The sequence below is a fragment of the Pseudarthrobacter cellobiosi genome, from assembly GCF_023913755.1.
In the GTDB taxonomy this organism is placed as follows: domain Bacteria; phylum Actinomycetota; class Actinomycetes; order Actinomycetales; family Micrococcaceae; genus Arthrobacter; species Arthrobacter cellobiosi.
The window spans coordinates 1-18,316 of record NZ_JAMXBJ010000042.1; the positions used below are offsets into that span (position 1 = coordinate 1).

Annotated in this window: 17 protein-coding genes; 7 read left to right on the forward strand and 10 right to left on the reverse strand. The window is 66.9% G+C overall.

The features are described 5' to 3' along the window. The 6 genes from NG696_RS08750 to NG696_RS08775 all read right to left on the reverse strand — a co-directional run. Positions 1-181: hypothetical protein (locus NG696_RS08750; protein ID WP_252575175.1), on the reverse strand; the 181-nt coding region annotated here is incomplete at its 3' end. A 172-nt stretch (positions 182-353) separates the two neighbouring features. Continuing rightward, on the reverse strand, positions 354-962 hold the full coding sequence (locus tag NG696_RS08755) for a type II secretion system F family protein (RefSeq protein ID WP_252570349.1): 609 nt from the start codon (positions 960-962) through the stop codon (positions 354-356). After that, the gene (locus NG696_RS08760; protein WP_252570350.1) at positions 959-1,840 is read right to left on the reverse strand and encodes a type II secretion system F family protein; all 882 of its coding nucleotides are present in this window, start codon (positions 1,838-1,840) and stop codon (positions 959-961) included. Before NG696_RS08760 ends, NG696_RS08755 begins: the two co-directional genes overlap by 4 nt. Beyond that, the gene (locus NG696_RS08765) at positions 1,837-3,090 is read right to left on the reverse strand and encodes a TadA family conjugal transfer-associated ATPase (protein WP_374208722.1); all 1,254 of its coding nucleotides are present in this window, start codon (positions 3,088-3,090) and stop codon (positions 1,837-1,839) included. The genes NG696_RS08760 and NG696_RS08765 overlap by 4 nt, the downstream gene beginning before the upstream one ends. After that, positions 3,087-4,196: a septum site-determining protein Ssd gene (gene ssd / locus NG696_RS08770; protein WP_374211205.1), complete on the reverse strand. Its 1,110-nt coding sequence runs from the start codon at positions 4,194-4,196 to the stop codon at positions 3,087-3,089. Before ssd ends, NG696_RS08765 begins: the two co-directional genes overlap by 4 nt. 260 nt (positions 4,197-4,456) lie before the next feature. Continuing rightward, positions 4,457-4,672, reverse strand: coding sequence for a death domain-containing protein (locus NG696_RS08775; RefSeq protein ID WP_252570354.1), 216 nt, complete (start codon positions 4,670-4,672; stop codon positions 4,457-4,459). A 158-nt stretch (positions 4,673-4,830) separates the two neighbouring features. Here NG696_RS08775 and NG696_RS08780 point away from each other — a divergent pair, with 158 nt between their 5' ends. Continuing rightward, positions 4,831-6,543 carry a bifunctional 3'-5' exonuclease/DNA polymerase gene (locus NG696_RS08780; protein ID WP_252575179.1) on the forward strand — a complete coding sequence of 571 codons (1,713 nt, stop codon included), beginning with the start codon at positions 4,831-4,833 and terminating at the stop codon, positions 6,541-6,543. A 139-nt stretch (positions 6,544-6,682) separates the two neighbouring features. After that, positions 6,683-6,880 (forward strand): YegP family protein, encoded by a 198-nt coding sequence (locus NG696_RS08785; RefSeq protein WP_252570358.1) that lies wholly within the window; start codon positions 6,683-6,685, stop codon positions 6,878-6,880. Between the two features lie 93 nt (positions 6,881-6,973). Here NG696_RS08785 and NG696_RS08790 read toward each other — a convergent pair whose 3' ends face one another. From NG696_RS08790 to NG696_RS08800, 3 genes are read right to left on the reverse strand one after another with little or no spacing between them, the layout of a single operon-like run. After that, positions 6,974-7,651: an NUDIX hydrolase gene (locus tag NG696_RS08790; protein ID WP_252570360.1), complete on the reverse strand. Its 678-nt coding sequence runs from the start codon at positions 7,649-7,651 to the stop codon at positions 6,974-6,976. Next, on the reverse strand, positions 7,648-8,472 hold the full coding sequence (gene nth / locus NG696_RS08795) for an endonuclease III (protein ID WP_252570362.1): 825 nt from the start codon (positions 8,470-8,472) through the stop codon (positions 7,648-7,650). The genes NG696_RS08790 and nth overlap by 4 nt, the downstream gene beginning before the upstream one ends. An 8-nt stretch (positions 8,473-8,480) precedes the next feature. Further along, positions 8,481-9,851 (reverse strand): hypothetical protein, encoded by a 1,371-nt coding sequence (locus tag NG696_RS08800; protein ID WP_252575181.1) that lies wholly within the window; start codon positions 9,849-9,851, stop codon positions 8,481-8,483. A 408-nt stretch (positions 9,852-10,259) separates the two neighbouring features. On the opposite strand from NG696_RS08800, the gene acs reads away from it, so the two are divergent. Both acs and NG696_RS08810 read left to right on the forward strand, forming a co-directional pair. Further along, positions 10,260-12,269: an acetate--CoA ligase gene (acs, locus tag NG696_RS08805; protein ID WP_252575183.1), complete on the forward strand. Its 2,010-nt coding sequence runs from the start codon at positions 10,260-10,262 to the stop codon at positions 12,267-12,269. Positions 12,270-12,375: 106 nt separating this feature from the next. Beyond that, positions 12,376-13,161 carry a DeoR/GlpR family DNA-binding transcription regulator gene (locus tag NG696_RS08810; protein ID WP_252570367.1) on the forward strand — a complete coding sequence of 262 codons (786 nt, stop codon included), beginning with the start codon at positions 12,376-12,378 and terminating at the stop codon, positions 13,159-13,161. Positions 13,162-13,184: 23 nt separating this feature from the next. Here the strand turns inward: NG696_RS08810 and NG696_RS08815 are convergent, their stop codons facing one another. Next, positions 13,185-14,201 (reverse strand): LacI family DNA-binding transcriptional regulator, encoded by a 1,017-nt coding sequence (locus NG696_RS08815; protein ID WP_252570369.1) that lies wholly within the window; start codon positions 14,199-14,201, stop codon positions 13,185-13,187. Between the two features lie 210 nt (positions 14,202-14,411). Here NG696_RS08815 and NG696_RS08820 point away from each other — a divergent pair, with 210 nt between their 5' ends. From NG696_RS08820 to NG696_RS08830, 3 genes are all read left to right on the forward strand, one after another. Beyond that, positions 14,412-16,475, forward strand: coding sequence for a beta-galactosidase (locus NG696_RS08820; RefSeq protein WP_252570370.1), 2,064 nt, complete (start codon positions 14,412-14,414; stop codon positions 16,473-16,475). Further along, on the forward strand, positions 16,459-17,391 hold the full coding sequence (locus NG696_RS08825) for a carbohydrate ABC transporter permease (RefSeq protein ID WP_252570372.1): 933 nt from the start codon (positions 16,459-16,461) through the stop codon (positions 17,389-17,391). The genes NG696_RS08820 and NG696_RS08825 overlap by 17 nt, the downstream gene beginning before the upstream one ends. Before the next feature lie 77 nt (positions 17,392-17,468). After that, positions 17,469-18,302 (forward strand): carbohydrate ABC transporter permease, encoded by an 834-nt coding sequence (locus NG696_RS08830; protein ID WP_252570594.1) that lies wholly within the window; start codon positions 17,469-17,471, stop codon positions 18,300-18,302. Positions 18,303-18,316 lie beyond the last annotated feature (14 nt).

An 18,316-nucleotide genomic window follows, 5' to 3' on the forward strand; every position in this document is an offset into this window, starting at 1 on the left:
CAGCGAGGCCCGGCACCCCAGCACGCCCTTCGCCCGCACAACGAGCCGAAACCGAATTCAGCTCATCCGCCCAGGCGGATCGGTGGATCGAGGCTAAGGAGTCCCCTGCTGGGGTACCAGCAACTCCCGTACTGAGCTCCGGCGCAAGGGCGGAGAAAAGGCTGTTTTGGATGATGGTCATGGTGACGGTTTCCCTTCTGTGCTCCGGCCGAGTTGCCGGCTGATTCGACTCTTCCCGGCTCCGCAGATGTCAGTAAGTGCAAACATCCCGTAAGTGGATAAGCGCCACCTTGAGTGAATTGTGGAGGACGGGACGGGGTGTGGAGGAATGGACCGTAGCGCAAATCCCACGGTCAGGACCCGGACGGCACCAGTGCCAGCAGGACCGGGACTACGCCCAGGCAGATGAAGGCCGGGAGCGAGCACAGGCCTAGGGGAATGACCAGCTTCACGCCGAGCGAGGCCGCCCGTTTCTCCGCAGCGCGGAACCTCTCCCGGCGTAGCCTGGCAGCCTGCGCGTAAAGGATGGCCGACGACGGCGCTCCGGTCAGGGCGGCGAATCCCAGTGCGTCACGCAATTCCAGGATTTCAGGAAGCCGGACTTCGGAACTGCGCCAGGCTGTCTCCCAGTCGGCTCCGATGGCGAGCGCAGACACCACCGGACGCAGCGCCTTGCCGTAGTCCGTGGAGGCCGAGGCCGCCACGAGTTCCAGGGACCGGCCAATGCCAGACCCCGCGTCCAGCATCGCGGCCACGAGCTCAAGCATCATGGCCGTGTCACGCAATCCGTGAAGAGGGCCGCCTTGAGTGAGTGCTTCATCGGTCCCATGCGGCCCGGCACCCACGTCCCCTCGCAGTCTGAGCAATCGCTTTCGGACCCGGCTTGGCTGCGAAAGAGCAAGGCAAGCGGCAGCAGCCAGAACAACGGCCAAGGCAAGCCCCGGCACAAGAAAGTCCGTCATGGCACACCGGCCCCGGCGGCAGCACCGACCAGGCGGGCGGACCAGATTCTTCCGGCGATGGTGAGGCCCACGCCCGCTGCGAGCGCCGCCAGTCCCAGCGGGGTTCCGATCAGGATTGCCAGGGGATCCACACCCAACGCTATTCCCAGGCCCAGTCCCATCAGCGGGAGCCACGTCAGAAGACTGACCGTGGCCTTGGGTCCGGCGAGGGCTGTCTGCCGTGCGGCCTCGGCATCGTCTTCCACTTCCAGTTGGGCCGCAAACCTCGCCAGAACATCCGCCAGCGGACAGCCGCTGGCTTCGGCAATGTCAAAGCAGGCGGCCAGCTCACACCAGATCCGTGGCTCCCTGCCGTCGGCGCGCGAAAACTCCGATTGCGCGGCCTTCCTGATCGCCTCAGACACCGGTGCGCCCCGGAACGCTGCCGCCCGAACGGCGCCAAGCATCACCAGGGAACCTGCGCTGAGGCTCGGACCGCTGCGCCCGTCCGCTGCCCCACGGGATGGTCCAGCCCTTCCGGCAACGTCCCGCGACGCGCGTGAGCCTGCGTCCGTTTTTGCGGAACCTGGCTCCGGACGGCCGCCGTGGACCAGCCAAAGTTCATCCCATAGCCGTGCCGGAGTGCGGCCGCCCTTCAGCAGCGCAGCAAGCTGCTGCACCACAAAGGTCAGTGACAGGTCATTCCGTTCCGGTCCGGCACGGAGCACCTTGCGCCACGAGCCGCCCGTTCTGGTGCCACCAGCCCCGGAGCGAACCCAACGGGCGAGGCCTTGTCCTGCGTTCCCCACGGCCCGCCGGAAACGGCCTGAGGCACCGCCGGGCGGGCTGAAGAGCAGCACGGCCGCCAGCCCGAGGACAACGACCAGCAGAAGTGTCATGCGGCGGCACCCGCCTCGGCGGACAGCCCCAGCCGTGAGCTCAGCGCCTCCCAGGCAGGACCGGTGCCGAGCTGGCCGCGCCTGGTCTCCAACGCCGGAACCACGGTAAGTCCGCCGGGACCGTCCTGCACCACGCCAACGCAGGCGACATGCCGCCCGTGGCCGGACCGCTCCACGTGGACCACAACGTCCAAGGCGCTGGCTACCTGCAGCCGGACCGCGTCCTGGCCCATGCCTGCCAGAGCTCCCAAAGCTGTCAGGCGGGCCGGGACAGCGGTGGCAGCGTTCGCATGGATGGTCCCTCCCCCGCCAGTGTGGCCTGTGTTCATGGCGGTCAGGAGTTCCCGCACCTCGGCACCACGGCATTCCCCCACAACCAGCCGGTCCGGCCGCATCCGCAGTGCCTGCCGGACGAGTTCGCCGAGGTCCACTTCGCCGCCGCCTTCGAGGTTTCCGTGTCGGGACTCGAGCGACACAATGTGCGGATGGACGGGGTTCAGTTCGGACGCGTCCTCGATCAGGACCAGCCGTTCAGCCGGGGAGCACAGCCCCAGCAGGGTGGAGAGCAACGTGGTCTTCCCGGAACCCGTGGCCCCGCTGATCAGGAAACTCAGCCGCTGCTCAACAACCCGTTCAAGGACCTCCTGGACCACGCTGCCGAACATGCCGCCGGCACGGAGTTCGTCCATGGAGAAGACCTGCTCCCGCCGGATGCGGACGCTCACCAGGGTGCCGGCTGTGGAAATGGGCGGAAGGACGGCGTGGACGCGGTAGCCGCCGTCGAGCCTGACATCAACGCACGGGGACCCGTCGTCCAGCCGCCTGCCGCCGGCGGCCACGAGCCGCGATGCCAGAGCCCGCACCTGTGCCTCGCCGGAAAATGAAACCCCTGCCGGTTCGATGCCCTGACCCCGGTCGATCCACACCGAGTCCGGGGCGTTGACGAAGATATCGGTGACGTGGACATCCCGCGTCAGTTCCTGGAGCGGGCCAAGCCCGTTCAGCTCGGCGCTGATCCGTTCCACGGCGGCGAGGGAGCCGGCGGTCCCCAGCAGCCGCCCGGTGGCCTGGACGGCGGCGGCCACCCGGGAAGGGGTGACAGGTCCGGCGTCAGCCATGACGGATTCACGGACCGTTTCCAACAGCGCCGAATCCAAAAAGCGCGGATCCAAGACGCGGGCCTGCCGACGGCGTGCCCCGGTCCGCTGGTCCGGGGGCGACGGCGGCGGGACTGGCTGCCGCGCGCTCACGGCAGGTCTCCGACGGGAATGTCGCCGTCCAGCAGATCGAGCACTGAGGCGGCGAAATGCCTGACGCTCCGCCGTTTGCCAACGTCAAGGAGCCGTCCGTTTTCCCCGGCCGCCGTAACGCCGCGCAGCTCCGGTACGCGGCCCTGGACGGGCAGCCCGACGGCGTCCGCAATGAGTCCGGCGTCCAGCGCGGCACCGGCCTTGCCCCGGATCAGGAGGGCTGCCTCAACCGGCGGAAGTTCGTGAAGCAGCCGGGCCGTGGCCACCGCGGCCTTCAGCTGCGCCGGCACAACCACCAGGATGCGGTCACAGTCCCACGCAAACATGCGCACGGGTTCGGCGCCCCGACCGATGTCCACCACCACCAGTTCATAGCCCCGCCGGGCCGCATCCAGTACGCTGCCGGTGGTGGCGGCATCCACCGGTGCCTGACGGTCGCGGCTGCCGGGCCAGGACAGGAAGGAAAACCCACCGGCGACCGGCAGTGAATCGGCCAGCTGCCCGGGATCGATGCTTCCGCTCGCGTCCGACAGGTCAGGCCAGCGCAGCCCAGGCGTCTCCTCAGCCGCCAGCGCCAGTTCCATCCCACCACCCCACGGGTCCCCATCAACCAGCAATACGCGAACACCCAGCCCGGCGGCCGCCTGGGCGATCCAGATTGCGGCGGTGGTGGCACCGGCACCGCCGCAGCCGCCTGTTATCCCGAGGACCAGCCCTCCCGCTTCCGGCGAACGCGACAGGCTCAGGTACTCCGCCAGCCAGGCCGCGGCATCCGGAAGCACCGCTACCCGCTCCGCTCCCAGGGCTGTGGCCAGGTGCCAGAGACTGTCCCCCTCCCCGTTCAGGCCCACTAACACGGCAGGGGCCCGTCGCCGCGGCGGCAGCTCGCGGACATCGCTCCCCACCAATACTGCGGCCGCGGCGTCCCAGTACTTGGCGGCATCAGCCACGTCCGCCACCACCCGCAGCTGGCCGCCAGCGGCAGCCACAATCCGCTCCACTTCGCGTTGCAGAAAGTCGTAGCCGGTGACCAGGAGAACCTCGGCACCAGCGGGGTCCGGCAGCCAGGCTCCCGCGGCCTGTGCCGAGGCAGGCGCCCGGGACATGGAACCACGGGCCTGGGAACCACCGGATTCAGATCCTTGGGGAGGGGAGGGCCGGGCACGGGACAGCTGGGTGGAAGGCCGCTCGGAAGGGGGTGGCGATAGCTGGTGCCTGCTCATGCAGCAACTCTCCACCGAACTCAAGGGGGAGAAACAGGGCCATGCCACCGTATGTGGACAACTCCCCCACCCGGCCGAAAGGCCGGACAGAAAGACGTGGCCGAAAGGCCGGACAGAAAGACGTGGCCGAACGGCCGGAGCGGTTACTGCTTCCCGTATTTGCGGTGGACGGCCTGCTTGCTGACCCCAAGGCACAGGGCAATGGCCTCCCACGACAGACCGGTCTGCCTCGCCTTGCGGACCAGAGCTGCTTCGGTGCGGCCGACCTCCTTCTGCAGTTCCGCCACTGCGTACAGCGCTTCAGCGGGGCCTTTCCCGTCCATTGATGCGACCAGCGCTTTCATCCGCTCTACCTCCATTCGTCAACTTTAATTGACACTGGAAGGCACGTCAACATATGTTGACGTGCCGCCAAATCGATGGCGCTGACGTCACAGCCCGCACTACAGCCACACCACGGCACACGCCCCACCCCATCGGTCCACTCGCGCCCCCACCACAGGGCAGAATTGGACCTATGTATCTGCTGCTCGCCGCCCACGCCCACGGCGCAGCCCTCCAGCAGGTCACCCAGGCGGGCGACCCCCACCCCGACCGCCCCGAACCTCGCCTCATCAGCGCAAGCGAGCTGGCCGGCGTCGTACGCCAGTTGGAAAACCGGCCCCGCGAGGCGCCGCCCCGGTGGATCTGGCACCGGACCCAGGACTGGTACCCCGCGCTGCTGGCGGCGGGCGTGGAGGTGGACCGCTGCTATGACCTCAGCCTGTGCGGCAGTATCCTGGCGTATTCGCAGTTCACCGCCCACACGGAGTACGCCCGGAACGCCGACAAGGAATCGTTGGACGATCCCCAGGAGCTGCCCCGCGCCCTGCAGCCGCCGCCCCCGCCGGCGGACCAAGGAGCGCTCTTTGACGACGTCCGCCAGCGGACACCGCGTCACACCCTGGCGGAGCTCCGCGCCGAATATGCCGCGCAGCAGGCGGCCCTGGCCGATGCGCCTCCGGCAGAAAACAAGCGGAAGCGGCTCCAGCTCCTGCTGGCCGCCGAGTCCGCCGGCGCCATGATCGCCGCGGAGATGCAGCACACCGGCGTCCCTTGGCGCGAGGACCTGCACGAGAAGATCCTGGCCGACCACCTCGGGCCGCGCCCTCCGTCCGGTCACCGCCCCGCGAAGCTGGAGGCCCTGAACACAGAACTGCGGGGGCTGCTCAACTCGCCCGGGCTGAACCCGGACTCGCCGCAGGAACTGATGCGCGCCCTGCACCGCAACGGCATCGAGGTGAAAAGCACGCGGCAGTGGGAGCTGATGGAGTCCAGCCACCCCGCCATCGAACCGCTCCTCGCCTACAAGAAACTGTCCCGCCTGCACACCGCCAACGGCTGGGCCTGGCTGGACGCGTGGATAGCCAACGGCCGCTTCCAGCCCGAGTATGTTGTGGGCGGCGTGGTCTCCGGCCGCTGGGCCTCGCGGGGCGGCGGGGCCCTGCAGATCCCGCGGCAGATCCGCGGCGCGGTCCATGCGGATCCCGGCCACAAGCTCATCGTCGCGGACGCCTCCCAGCTGGAACCCCGTGTGCTGGTGGCGCTGGCACAGGACTCCAAAATGGCGGAAGCAGCGCGCGACAAGGACCTGTACGCCGGTATCGCCGCCCAGGGTTTCGGCGGCGACCGCGCCAAGGCGAAGGTCGCCCTCCTCGGCGCCATTTACGGCGCCACCACGGGCGAATCCGGGCGCCTGATGCCGCAGCTGGCACGGACCTACCCCCGCGCCGTCGGATTTGTGGAGCAGGCGGCACGCGACGGCGAGGCCGGCGGCACCGTGACCACCCGGCTCGGCCGGAGCAGCCCGCCCCCGCCGGAAGGGTGGTTCCGGAGCCAGCAGTCGGCCACCGCAGAGGAGCAGCGCAGGGCAGAATCAATTGCCCGTTCCCGCGGCCGCTTCACCCGCAACTTTGTGGTGCAGGGATCCGCCGCTGACTGGGCGGCGTGCTGGCTGGCGGAATTACGACGGCGGCTGCGGGCCTTGCGTGCCGACGGTTCCGTTCAGGCGGAGCTGGTGTTCTTCCTGCATGACGAGGTGATGGTCCACGCCCCCGAGGCCGGCGTCCAGGCCTGCATCCGGGCCATCGAGGAGGCTGCCGCCGCCGCGAAGGAACTGCTGTTCGGCCCCATCCCGGTGGAATTCCCTGTCAGCGTGGCCGTCGTGGACTCCTACGACAACGCAAAGTAGCAACGGCCCACGGGTAGCAGGAAGAAACCTACCCGGGAGTAGCTGGTCGAAGCGCTGTGACCATGGTTACATCAGAGCAGGACTGAAGCAGACGGTTCAGCTATTCATGCAAAGAGGCATATCAGGGGAGGTCCGGCATATGGCGGGCAGATTTGAAATATATCGTGTAAGTGACGAGTGCTATCGGCTGAGGCTCACCGACTCAAACGGGAATACCGTGGCGGTTTCGCCCGACTTCAAGCATCTCGGTGCATTGAAGGACGGCATCAATGCACTCCGTGAAAACGCGGCCACCGGCATTGTTGTTGATCTTCGGCAGCAGCCGCTCGCCAGCTGAGCCGGTGTGCGCCAGCTCAGCCGGCGCACACGCATGTGCAAGCCCGGCGGGCTCAGTCCCGCAGGGCCACACCGACCATACGAGCTCTATCGTCTAGAAGACCACCTCGTGGAGCCGGGTCCGGTCCCACGGCACGGCCCAGCCCAGCTGCTCAAAGAGTCCATCCAGAATGATCCCGGTGAAGCCCCAGACCAGCACGCCGCTGACCGCGAAGGCGGGGCTGCTGAAGGTCCTGCCATCGCGGCTGACCGTGGCTGTTACCCGGTTGGCCGGGTCCAGCAGGTCCCGGACGGGGATCCGGAAAACCTGGGCGGATTCGGCGTAGTCCACCACGTGCACCGGCGACGGCGATGCCCACCATCCGAGCACCGGCGTCACCAGGAAATTGCTGCGCGCCAGGCCAAGCTCCTGCAGCACGCCCAGGATCTCCACCCCGGCGGAGTCCAGCCCGGTCTCCTCTTCGGCTTCCCGGAGGGCTGCGGCAACCGGGGTTTCGTCCCCGTCGATGGAACCTCCGGGAAAGGCGACCTGGCCGGGATGGGAATCCAGGGTGTGCGCGCGTTCCAGCAGCAGGACATCAAGATCCGCCGCGGCCAGGGGCTTGCCGGAGGCTGCAGGAACGTCGTCCAGCACACCAAAAAGCATCAGGACTGCCGCCTTGCGGGCTATGGTTTCATCCACGGTCAGGGCCGCCCAGGCAGTGTTTGGCGCCGTGACGTCGCCGCTGTCCGATCTGCGCACCAGGTCGATCAGGTCCTGGCGCGCGCTCACGGGAGCCGCCTCTGCGATTCCATCCGGATTTCAGCGGCACGGTGCGTCTCGGCCAGCAACCGTTCCAGTAGGCTCTCGCTCCCGGGCGCCAACTCGTATTTAAGGAGTTTGGCAGCTTTGACGGGGTCGGTCTCGCCCAACCCATAGCTGGGGCACCAGTTCGCTACCGGACACGCGCCGCAGGCTGGCTTCCGTGAGTGGCACACCCGCCGCCCGTGGAACACCACCCGATGCGAGAGCATGGTCCAGTCCTTGGGCTCAAACAGTTCAGCGACGTCGAATTCGACCTGTACCGGGTCCTCGGACGTGGTCCAGCCGAAGCGCCGTGCGAGCCGGCCGAAGTGGGTATCCACAGTGATCCCTGGGACGCCGAAGGCGTTGCCGAGCACCACGTTGGCGGTCTTACGCCCCACTCCCGGCAGCGTCACCAGGTCCTCCAGCCGGCCGGGGACCACGCCGTCGTACTCGTCCACCAGGCGCGTGCTCAGTGCCAGCACGTTCTTCGTTTTGGCCCGGAAAAAGCCGGTGGGCTGCAGGATCGCTTCCAGCTCGGCGGGATCGGCCTCTGACATGGCCCGGGCGTCCGGGTACCGTGCAAACAGGATCTTGGTGACCTGGTTGACCAGCACATCGGTGGTCTGGGCCGACAGCACGGTGGCCACGACCAGCTCGAACGGGTTCCGGAAATCCAGCTCCGCGTGGGCATAGGGATACTTCTCCGCCAGGGCCTTGTTGATCCGCCGCGCCCGGCGCTTCAACGCCAGCAAAGACTCCGGGGCTGTTGTGGCCGGACCGGATCCGGGTCTACGGGACGTGGCCACGGGGCCGGCTAGCCGCGCTCGATGTTGCTGAGGTCGCGCAGCACGCCCACCCGTCCGTCGGTGTGCTGGACCAGGAATTCGTGGCCCCGGTCTTCCAGGGCCAGCACCCAGCCGCCCGGTTCAATCACAAAGGCGGGGGCGCCGGTCTGGGGGTCCACCGCGGTCCGGTGCTGGGCCACGGCAAACCAGAACGCCTCATGCGCCGGCTCTTCGTACGATTCTTCCGGCCTGGAAGCCGGATCCACGGTGGCGCCGATGGGCTCCACGCGGCGCACCTGCTGATGCACGGCCGTCGCTGCAGGTTCCGCGGCAGACTGGCGTGCCGAGGCAGGGACGCCTGTGCCGGCGTCGTGGGTTGCCGCTTCAGGGGCAGCGGGGGCGGACGCTGCAGCGGCCGGCGAAGATGCAGCAGGAGCCGCCGTCGGGATGTCACCCGCAGTAGTCTCCGCAACGGCGGGCGCCGCGGAGGTGCCCGTCGCTGAAGGGGAAGGCACGACGTCGGCCGCCTGGGTTGCGGGGCTGGGGTCGCCGGCAGCGGTCCACTCGTTGACCTCCGGGGCGGAGGAGACGGCTGCTGACGCAGCCGGAGAGGAGGTGGCGGCCGGAGAGGAGGTGGCGGCCGGAGAGGAGGTGGCGGCCGGAGAGGAGGCAGACGCGGAGGCAGTCTGGGCGGAAAAGGCCCCGGCCGAAGCGGCGGGGGTGGCGGCACGCGCAGAAGTTGCTGCAGAAGTGGCCGCAGGCGCGGAAGCCGCCGGGACGGGCGCGGCCGTGGGCTTCGGTTCCTTGGGCGTGTGCGGCCTGGGCAGCGGGACGGCCGAGTCGCGCGCCATCACGTGGGCCGGGGTTTCGTCGCGCCTCAGGAAGTCGCCGGCGAAGTACGGAATGAACCGGCTCAGCACGGTCCCCGCGAACAGCACGACGGAACCGACCAGGCCCACCAACAGGCTGGGCACATAGGCAGCGGCCGTGGAAACGAAGAAGAACGCCAGCGAGAAGGAAGCCACCACAGACGCGAACTGGTCTACGGACAGCGAGCCGATGCGGACCTTCGTGGCGGGAGCGAGCCGGCGGGCAACAAAGAGTGCCGTGACAATCAGCGGCAGCACAATGCCGAGGCCCAGGAAGAACAGGCTGCCTGCATTCCAGAGATTAAACCGGCCGAAGAAGATGGGCAGCAGCGAGGCGACCAGGAGAATGAGGGTGGCGGCGAAAACCGTCAGGTCCCGCAGCGTGAACGGACCCATCACGGCCTGATTGGTGGTGCCTGGCTTGGCGCCGGCCGGCTTCTGCACGCCCTTCGCCGAGCCCTCCCCCGGGGTGGTGCCAGGCCCTGCCTCGGTTGCGCGGCCAAATTTCTGGCCGAAGCTTTGCTGGTTCATTCTGTACTCCTTAGCGTGGCGGCACCGGGACGGTTCCGTCCCAAAAACTGTGCCGTCCGAAACGGCGGCAACGGCCAGGCCCGGCAGTGATGCACCGGATCCGACAGCTCCGTAGAAAGTCACAATTCAATCTCAGCCTAGCCAACCGCATGGCCGATCACTAGCTCATCCGCAGCGGCGGGACGCCAGCGATCAGGGTCCTTTAACCATTCACCGCTAAATAAATGCCGTTCGCGGGCGCCTTTGTGACAGCGAACACATCGCGGCCCCGGCGCGTATTAGGCTTGATTCCGGAACAGCTCTTTGCGGAATGTCCGTGATCGGCCGCTGCCCAATGCCGCGCAAAGCGGCGGAGCACGGCCGGGCGACGGCAGCCGCTGAAAAGACCGATGAATGATGAGGTTCACCATGTCTCAGGACACTCCCGGCTCCACGGCCACCGCCCCCGCAGCTTCCGTGCAGACCGACCAGCAGGGCGACGCCTTTGAAAACCTGCTGCACGAAAACCGCACTTTCGCCCCCAGCCCCGAATTCGCTGCCGACGCCGTTGTCACCGCAGCTGATTACGCAGAGGCCGACGCCGGCCGCCCGGCTTTCTGGGCGAAGCAGGCCCGCGAGCTGCTCACCTGGAGCAAAGACTTCGACCAGGCACTGGACTGGTCCAACCCGCCGTTCGCCAAGTGGTTCGTGGGCGGCGAAGTCAATGCCGCGTACAACGCGCTGGACCGCCACGTGGAGAACGGACTCGGGGACCGGGTGGCCATCTACTTCGAGGGCGAACCCGGCGACACCCGCACGTACACGTACGCCCAGCTCACCGAAGAAGTGAAGAAGGCTGCGAACGCCTTCGAGTCCCTCGGCGTTGGCAAGGGAGACCGGGTGGCCGTCTACCTGCCCATGATCCCCGAAGCCGTCATCACGCTGCTGGCCTGCGCCCGCATCGGGGCCGTGCACTCCGTGGTGTTCGGCGGGTTCTCCGCCGACGCCCTGCGCTCCCGGATCGAGGACGCCGAAGCCAAACTCGTTGTCACCGCCGACGGCACCTACCGCCGCGGCAAGCCCAGCGCGCTCAAGACCGCCGTGGACGACGCCCTCTCCGCCGACGGGCACACGGTCCAGAACGTTGTGGTGGTCAAGCGCAACGGCCAGAACGTGGACTGGCACGAAGGCCGGGACCACTGGTGGGCGGACACCGTTGAGCTGGCCTCCGCCGAGCACAAGGCCGTGGGACACGACTCCGAGCACCCCCTGTTCATCCTGTACACCTCCGGCACCACCGGCAAGCCCAAGGGCATCCTGCACACCACCGGCGGCTACCTCACCCAGGGCGCCTACACCCACAAGGCCGTCTTCGACCTGCACCCCGAAACGGATGTCTACTGGTGCACGGCCGACGTCGGCTGGGTCACCGGCCATACGTACGTCGCCTACGCCCCGCTCATCAACGGCGCCACCCAGGTCATGTACGAGGGCACCCCGGATGCCCCGCACCAGGGCCGCTGGTGGGAGATCATCGAGAAATACAAGGTCTCCATCTTGTACACCGCCCCTACGGCCATCCGTACGTTCATGAAGTGGGGCCGGGAGATCCCGGACAAGTACGACCTGTCCTCCCTCCGGGTCCTTGGTTCCGTGGGCGAATCCATCAATCCCGAGGCCTGGATGTGGTACCGCGATGTCATCGGCGGCAACAAGGCACCGATCGTTGACACCTGGTGGCAGACCGAAACCGGCGCCCAGATGATCGCCCCGCTGCCCGGCGTCACCGCCACGAAGCCCGGCTCCGCGCAGGTGCCGCTGCCCGGCATCGCGGTGGACGTCGTCGATGAGCAGGGCGAATCCGTGCCGGACGGCCACGGCGGCTTCCTGGTGATCCGGGAACCCTGGCCCGCCATGCTCCGCGGCATCTGGGGCGACCCCGAGCGGTTCAAGGAGACCTACTGGTCCCGTTTCGAAGGCATGTACTTCGCCGGCGACGGCGCCAAGAAGGACGAAGACGGCGACATCTGGCTCCTGGGCCGGGTAGATGACGTCATGAACATCTCCGGACACCGGCTCTCCACCACCGAGATCGAGTCCGCCCTGGTATCGCACCCGTCAGTGGCTGAAGCCGCCGTTGTGGGCGCGGCAGACGAGACCACCGGCCAGGCCGTCGTCGCGTTCGTGATCCTGCGCGGCGACGCCGTGGACAAGGGCGACGCCACTATCCAGGAACTCCGCAACCACGTGGGCAAGGAAATCGGGCCCATCGCCAAGCCCAAAATCATCCTCGTGGTCCCGGAACTGCCCAAAACCCGCTCGGGCAAGATCGTCCGCCGCCTGCTCAAGGACATCGCCGAGGGCCGCGAATCCGGCGACGCCACCACCCTGGCCGATACCACCGTCATGGCCCAGATCGCGGCGTCCCTTAGAAAGTAAGCGCGTGGCGAGCGGGGTGAGTCGACGGCGCCGCTCACCATCTTGGGCGGCGCCGTCGCCGTATGCTTGGTGCAGTTCTGTCCCCCGGCTTTAAGGATTGCTTTAGATGCTCCCCGCTGCACGTCATCAGGCGATTGTGGACGCTGTGCAGCGTGAGCGGGTTGTTCGCGTGTCCGACTTGGCCCAGCAGTTGGGCGTTTCGCTGATGACGGTGCGGCGTGACATCGAACTGCTGGAGGACGGCGGCCGGCTGGAGCGCATCCATGGCGGCGCCAAGGTCCTGGGGGATATCAGCACGCATGAGCCTGGCTTCGAGCTCAAGTCCACCCAGTTGACCGCGGAGAAACGCGCCATCGCGCTGGAGGCTGCCAGCCTGGTGCAGGAGGGCATGGCTGTCGGTCTCAGCGCCGGGACCACCACGTGGGCCCTTGCCAAGGAACTGGTCAACGGTCCGCGCATCACGGTGGTGACCAATTCCGTGCGCATTGCTGACCTCTTCCACCACGCGGCGTCCGGCGGCGCGGCCCGCTTCGTGTCAACCGTGATCCTGATCGGCGGCGAGCGGACGCCGTCGGACGCATTGGTGGGGCCCATCGCGACGGCGGCACTCAAGCAGCTGCACCTGGATGTGCTGTTCCTGGGCGTGCACGGCATGGACACCGACGCCGGCTTCACCACACCCAACCTGTTGGAGGCCGAGACGGACCGCGCGTTCGTCGCCGCCGCCCGGAAAACCGTGGTCCTCGCCGACCACACCAAGTGGGGGCTCCTGGGCATCAGCACCATCGCCCCCTTGGACGCGGCCGATGAGGTCATCAGCGACGCCGGATTGGGCCTCGAAGCCCAGCGAATCCTCGGCGAAGCGACCAGGCTCCGGATTGTCCCGGACTAAAGGCGCCCCGGCGGGGAGCGGTGTCAGGCCGAGCCTCGCCATACGACCACGGTCTCAAGGACCCGCGGCGGGCTGGGCAGCCCCCTGATCTGCATCAGGACAAGTTCCGCGGCCGTGCTTCCCAGAAGGTCCGCAGGCTGCCGCACTGTGGAGAGCTGCGGCCTGCACCGCACGGCCCAGCTGCTGTCATCGAAACCGACGATCCCGACGTCCTCGGGGACCCGTCGCCCGGCCTCCTGCAGCGCGGTCATTGCTCCTGCGGCCACCGCATCGGAGGCGGCGAAAACGCCGTCGATACCGGGAAAACGGCGCAGCAGCTCCTGCATTCCCTCCAGCCCCGCCGCGTAGGTGTACAGGGGGTACTCCACAACCATCCGCGGATCGAAACGCTCTCCCATGGCGGCCCGGAACCCGGCGAGGCGGTCCTGGCCGGAATCCCGGTCCAGCGCGCTGACGATCATGCCCACCTGCTGCCGGCCGGTGTCCAGCAGCCTGCTGGTGATGCTGCGTGCCGCCTCGACGTTGTCGATGGCGGCGTACGGCAGGTCCGGAGTGCCATCGGGATGGCCAACGAAGGCAGCGGGTAGCCCGATCTCGGCGACGGCGGCCGCGATCGGGTCCGAGGCGCGTGCTGAGACAATGACGGCACCGTCAACCAGTCCACCCCGCAGGTAGTCCGCAACCCTCCGGCTGTCCCGGTCGGAGTCAATAATGAGGGAAACCAGCTGATAGTCCGCCTTGGAAAGCACCTCGTTGGCCCCCAGCAGAATCGAGCCGATGTTGGGATCCTCGAACAGGAGGGAGTGGGGTTCGTGGATGATCAGGCCGATGGCGCGGGACTCCCGGGTGACCAGGTTGCGGGCCGCACTGTTCCGGACATACCCCACCCGGGCAATGGCTTCCTCCACCGCCAGCCTGGCTTCGGCGGAAACATATTTCTCCCCGTTGACCACCCGCGAAACGGTGCCGCGGGAAAGCCCTGCAGCATCCGCGACATCGTTGATGGTGGCGCGGCGGGCACGGGCTCGTGTCAGGGACATATCTGTACTGTATCCGAGCTTCAGGGTGCCCCGGCTCACATTAATCCATTGACAGCCCGTGTGAGCCTTGTTACTCTGTGAACGTTCCCAGAAGCCTGATGCGCCGTTTAGGTGCGCGTTCTGGGAACGTTCACAGAAGATCGACAACATCGTTCAAGAGCACAGGGCCTCTCCTGAGCCTTAACGAACCCCCACGTTGAAGGAGCAGGGTTGAGCCCGAGCACAACGCCAGTCACCGCGCTATCCGGAAATGGAAAGCTCGTCTATGGCTGCGATTACAACCCCGAACAGTGGGACCGCGAGGTTTGGCAGGAGGACGTCCTCCTCATGAGGCAGGCCGGCGTCAACCTTGTGGCAGTGAACATCTTCGGCTGGGCCGAGCTTGAGGGTTCGCCGGGAACCTACTCCTTCGAACGGCTCGACGAGATTCTTGGCCTGCTTCATGCCAACGGCATCGCAGTCAACCTCGGCACCGGAACTTCCTCGACCCCTGCGTGGCTCACCACCCTGCACCCGGAGATCCTCCCCCAGTCAGCGTCCGGAACCCGCGCCTGGCCGGGCGGGCGCCAGGCCTGGTGCCCCAGTTCCCCGCTCTACAGGGAACACGCGCTCCGGCTCGTCCAGGAGGTCGCCCGCCGATACGGCGGCCATCCTGCCGTCCGGCTGTGGCATGTGTCCAATGAGCTCGGCTGCCACAACGCCCTGTGTTACTGCGATGTCTCCGCCGCGGCGTTCCGCGGCTGGCTCATTGACCGGTATGGCAGCCTCGATGCGCTCAACAAGGCGTGGGGCACAACATTCTGGTCGCAGCGGTACTCCGACTGGCAGCAGCTCTTGCCTCCCCGCGTCACCGTCTCCACCAACAACCCCATGCAAGTGCTGGACTTCCACCGCTTCAGCTCCGATGAACTTCTTGGCTACTACCAGTCCGAGGCCGAGGTCCTGCGGCAGCACAGCTCCATTCCGGTCACCACCAACTTCATGGTCGCCGCGCACGTCCGCAACCAGGACTACTGGTCCTGGGCACCCCACATGGACGTTATCGCCAACGATCACTACCTCGACCACCGGCTTGACTCCCCCACCATGGAACTGGCTTTCGCCGCCGACACCACCCGCGGGCTGGCCAACGGCCAGCCGTGGCTGCTGATGGAACACTCCACCTCGGCAGTGAACTGGCAGCCCCGCAACATCGCCAAGGGTCCCGGCGAAATGCTCCGCAACTCCCTCGCACACCTCGCCCGCGGCGCCGACGGTCTCTGCTTCTTCCAGTGGCGCGCTTCAGTCCAGGGCAGTGAGAAATTCCACTCGGCGATGCTTCCCCACTCCGGAACGGATTCACGCATCTGGCGCGAGGTAGTCGAACTGGGCGGCATCCTGGACAAACTCGCGGAGGTCGGGGGCACCACCGTCCAGGCCGAGGCCGCCCTAGTTTTCAGTTGGGAGGCGTGGTGGGCCTACGACCAGGAATCCCACCCCTCCTCGGACGTCCGCTACCTCGATCAGGTCCACGCCATCTACAAGGCCCTGTGGGAGGCGGGAATCACTGTCGACGTCGTTGCCCCCGGCGCCGATCTCTCCGGCTACAAGCTCGCTGTCGTGCCCGGACTTTACCTCGTCCGGGAACGGGAGGCGGGCGTACTGGCCGAGTATGTCAGGAAGGGGGGCCACGCCGTCGTTACCTACTTCAGCGGCATCGTCGATGAGAACGAGCGCGTGCTTGCCGGCGGCTACCCTGGGGCATTCCGCAGCCTGCTCGGCATCCGTACCGAGGAGTTCTTCCCCCTGGCACCGGGGCAGGCCCTGGCCTTGGACAACGGCTCCGCAGCCGCCTTGTGGACCGAGGCGCTGCGTCTTGAAGGGGCCGAGGCCAAGGTGTGCTTCGTTGAGGGGCATCTCACCGGCACCGCCGCAGTCACGCGCAACCGCCACGGCTCCGGCCACGCCTGGTACATCGGCACCGCCCTTAATCCTGCAGCCCTGCGCGATGTTGTGACCGAAGCCGCCGGCGGGGCCGGGATCACCGGCCTGGCTTCCCCGGAGGGCCTTGAAGCCGTTGTTCGCGCCGGCACGGACAACAGCTATGTCTTCCTCATCAACCACTCAGAAGAAGAGCACAAATACGCGGTGCAGGGCCACGAGCTGATTGTCGGCGAGGACGTCTCCAGCGTCGTCGCGGTTCCAGCAGGCGCCGTGCGCGTCGTCCGCACCTCCAGACCACTACCCCAGACCACTGGCCGCACTACCGGCCCAAAGGATGTTGAAAGTGACTAGTTCAAGAACTGCTTCGGCGCTGGGGGCGCCGAAAACCCGAAAAACCAAGACCGGCGCCGCCCAGCGCCGCGCCGTCTTCCTGTTCATCGCGCCGTTCGGCGTCCTGTTCCTTGCCTTCTACGCCATCCCCATCATCTTCGCGGTGGTGCAGTCGCTGCTCACGGTGGAGCGCAAGGGAACTTTCGGCCCCCCAAAGCAGGTCTTCGGAGGATTCGTCCAGTACCAGCAGGTCTTCCAAAACAGCGAATTCTGGGAGTCAGTCGGACGGGTGCTCCTCTTCGGAGCGGTGCAGGTTCCCATCATGCTGGGCCTGGCCCTGCTGTTTGCCCTGCTGCTCGACTCGCCGCTGCTGAAGGGCAAGAGGTTCTTCCGGCTCGCATTCTTCGCCCCCTACGCCGTCCCCGGTGTCATCGCCGCCATCATGTGGGGCTTCCTGTACTCGCCGTCGCTCTCCCCCTTCGATGCCATCACGTCAGAAGTGAACTTCCTCTCGGCCGACCTGGTGCTGTGGGCTGTCGCGAACATCGTCACCTGGGTGTACGTCGGCTACAACATGCTGATCATCTACTCATCCCTGCTGGCCATCCCCACCGAAATCTATGAGGCAGCACGGCTGGACGGTGCCAGCAACCTCCAGATCGCCTGGCGCATCAAGATCCCCTTGGTGGTCCCGGCCATCATCCTCACCGGCGTGTTCTCCATCATCGGCACGCTCCAGCTCCTTGCCGAGCCCCAGACGCTTCGAAGCTTCAGCTCGGCGATCAGCAGCACGTTCACCCCGAACCTCGCGGTGTACACCACGGCTTCCGTCCCCAACTACAACCTTGCCGCAGCGTTCTCCGTGGTGCTGGCACTGGCAACGTTCATTCTTTCCTTCGTCTTCCTCAAGGCAACCCAGCGGAAGGTCACCCAGTGAGCGCAGCAACGGCAACAGGGCAGGCAAGCAAGTCCGGCCCCGGAGCAAAAACACCCCGCGGGCCGCGGCACAGCATCATGTCCCGCAGCGGAGCGATGCTCATCATGGGCGTGTTCACGCTTTACTTCCTCACCCCCATCTGGTGGCTGCTGGTCTCCTCCACGAAGACCGGCGGACAGATCACCGGCACAGCGCCACTGTGGTTCACGATGGATTCCATCCCCACGTTCTTTGCCAACCTGGGAAAGCTCTTCACTTACAGTGACGGGGTCTTCGGCCGCTGGCTCGCCAACAGCGCCCTGTACGCAGGAGTGGGCGCCCTACTCGGTACCGTCATCGCCGCGATGTGCGGCTACGCGCTTGCCAAGTACGAGTTCCGCGGCCGGGAAGCCCTCTTCAACATCGTGCTCAGCGGCGTGCTGGTCCCTGCAACGGCCCTCGCTCTTCCACTGTTCCTGATCTTCAGCGAAGTGAAGCTGACAAACACCCTCTGGGCAGTATTCCTGCCAAGCCTGGTCAGCCCCTTCGGCGTGTACCTTGCCCGCATCTACGCCGCGGCGAGCGTTCCCGGGGAGCTACTGGAGGCTGCCCGCCTCGATGGATCCTCGGAAGTCAGGACGTTCTTCACAGTCTCAACCCGCCTCATGGCGCCGGCGCTTGTGACCATCTTCCTGTTCCAGTTCGTGGCCATCTGGAACAACTTCTTCCTTCCCCTGATCATGCTCCGTGACCAGGTGCTGTTCCCCGTCACGCTCGGCCTCTACGCGTGGAACAGCCAGATCAGCCAGATCCCCGAACTCCGCATCCTCGTGATCGTCGGAGCCCTCGTGTCCATCCTCCCGCTCATCGGAGCGTTCCTTGCGCTCCAACGCTTCTGGAGCAGCGGGCTGGGCGCCGGAAGCGTCAAATAGCTCCCGGCTGCCAC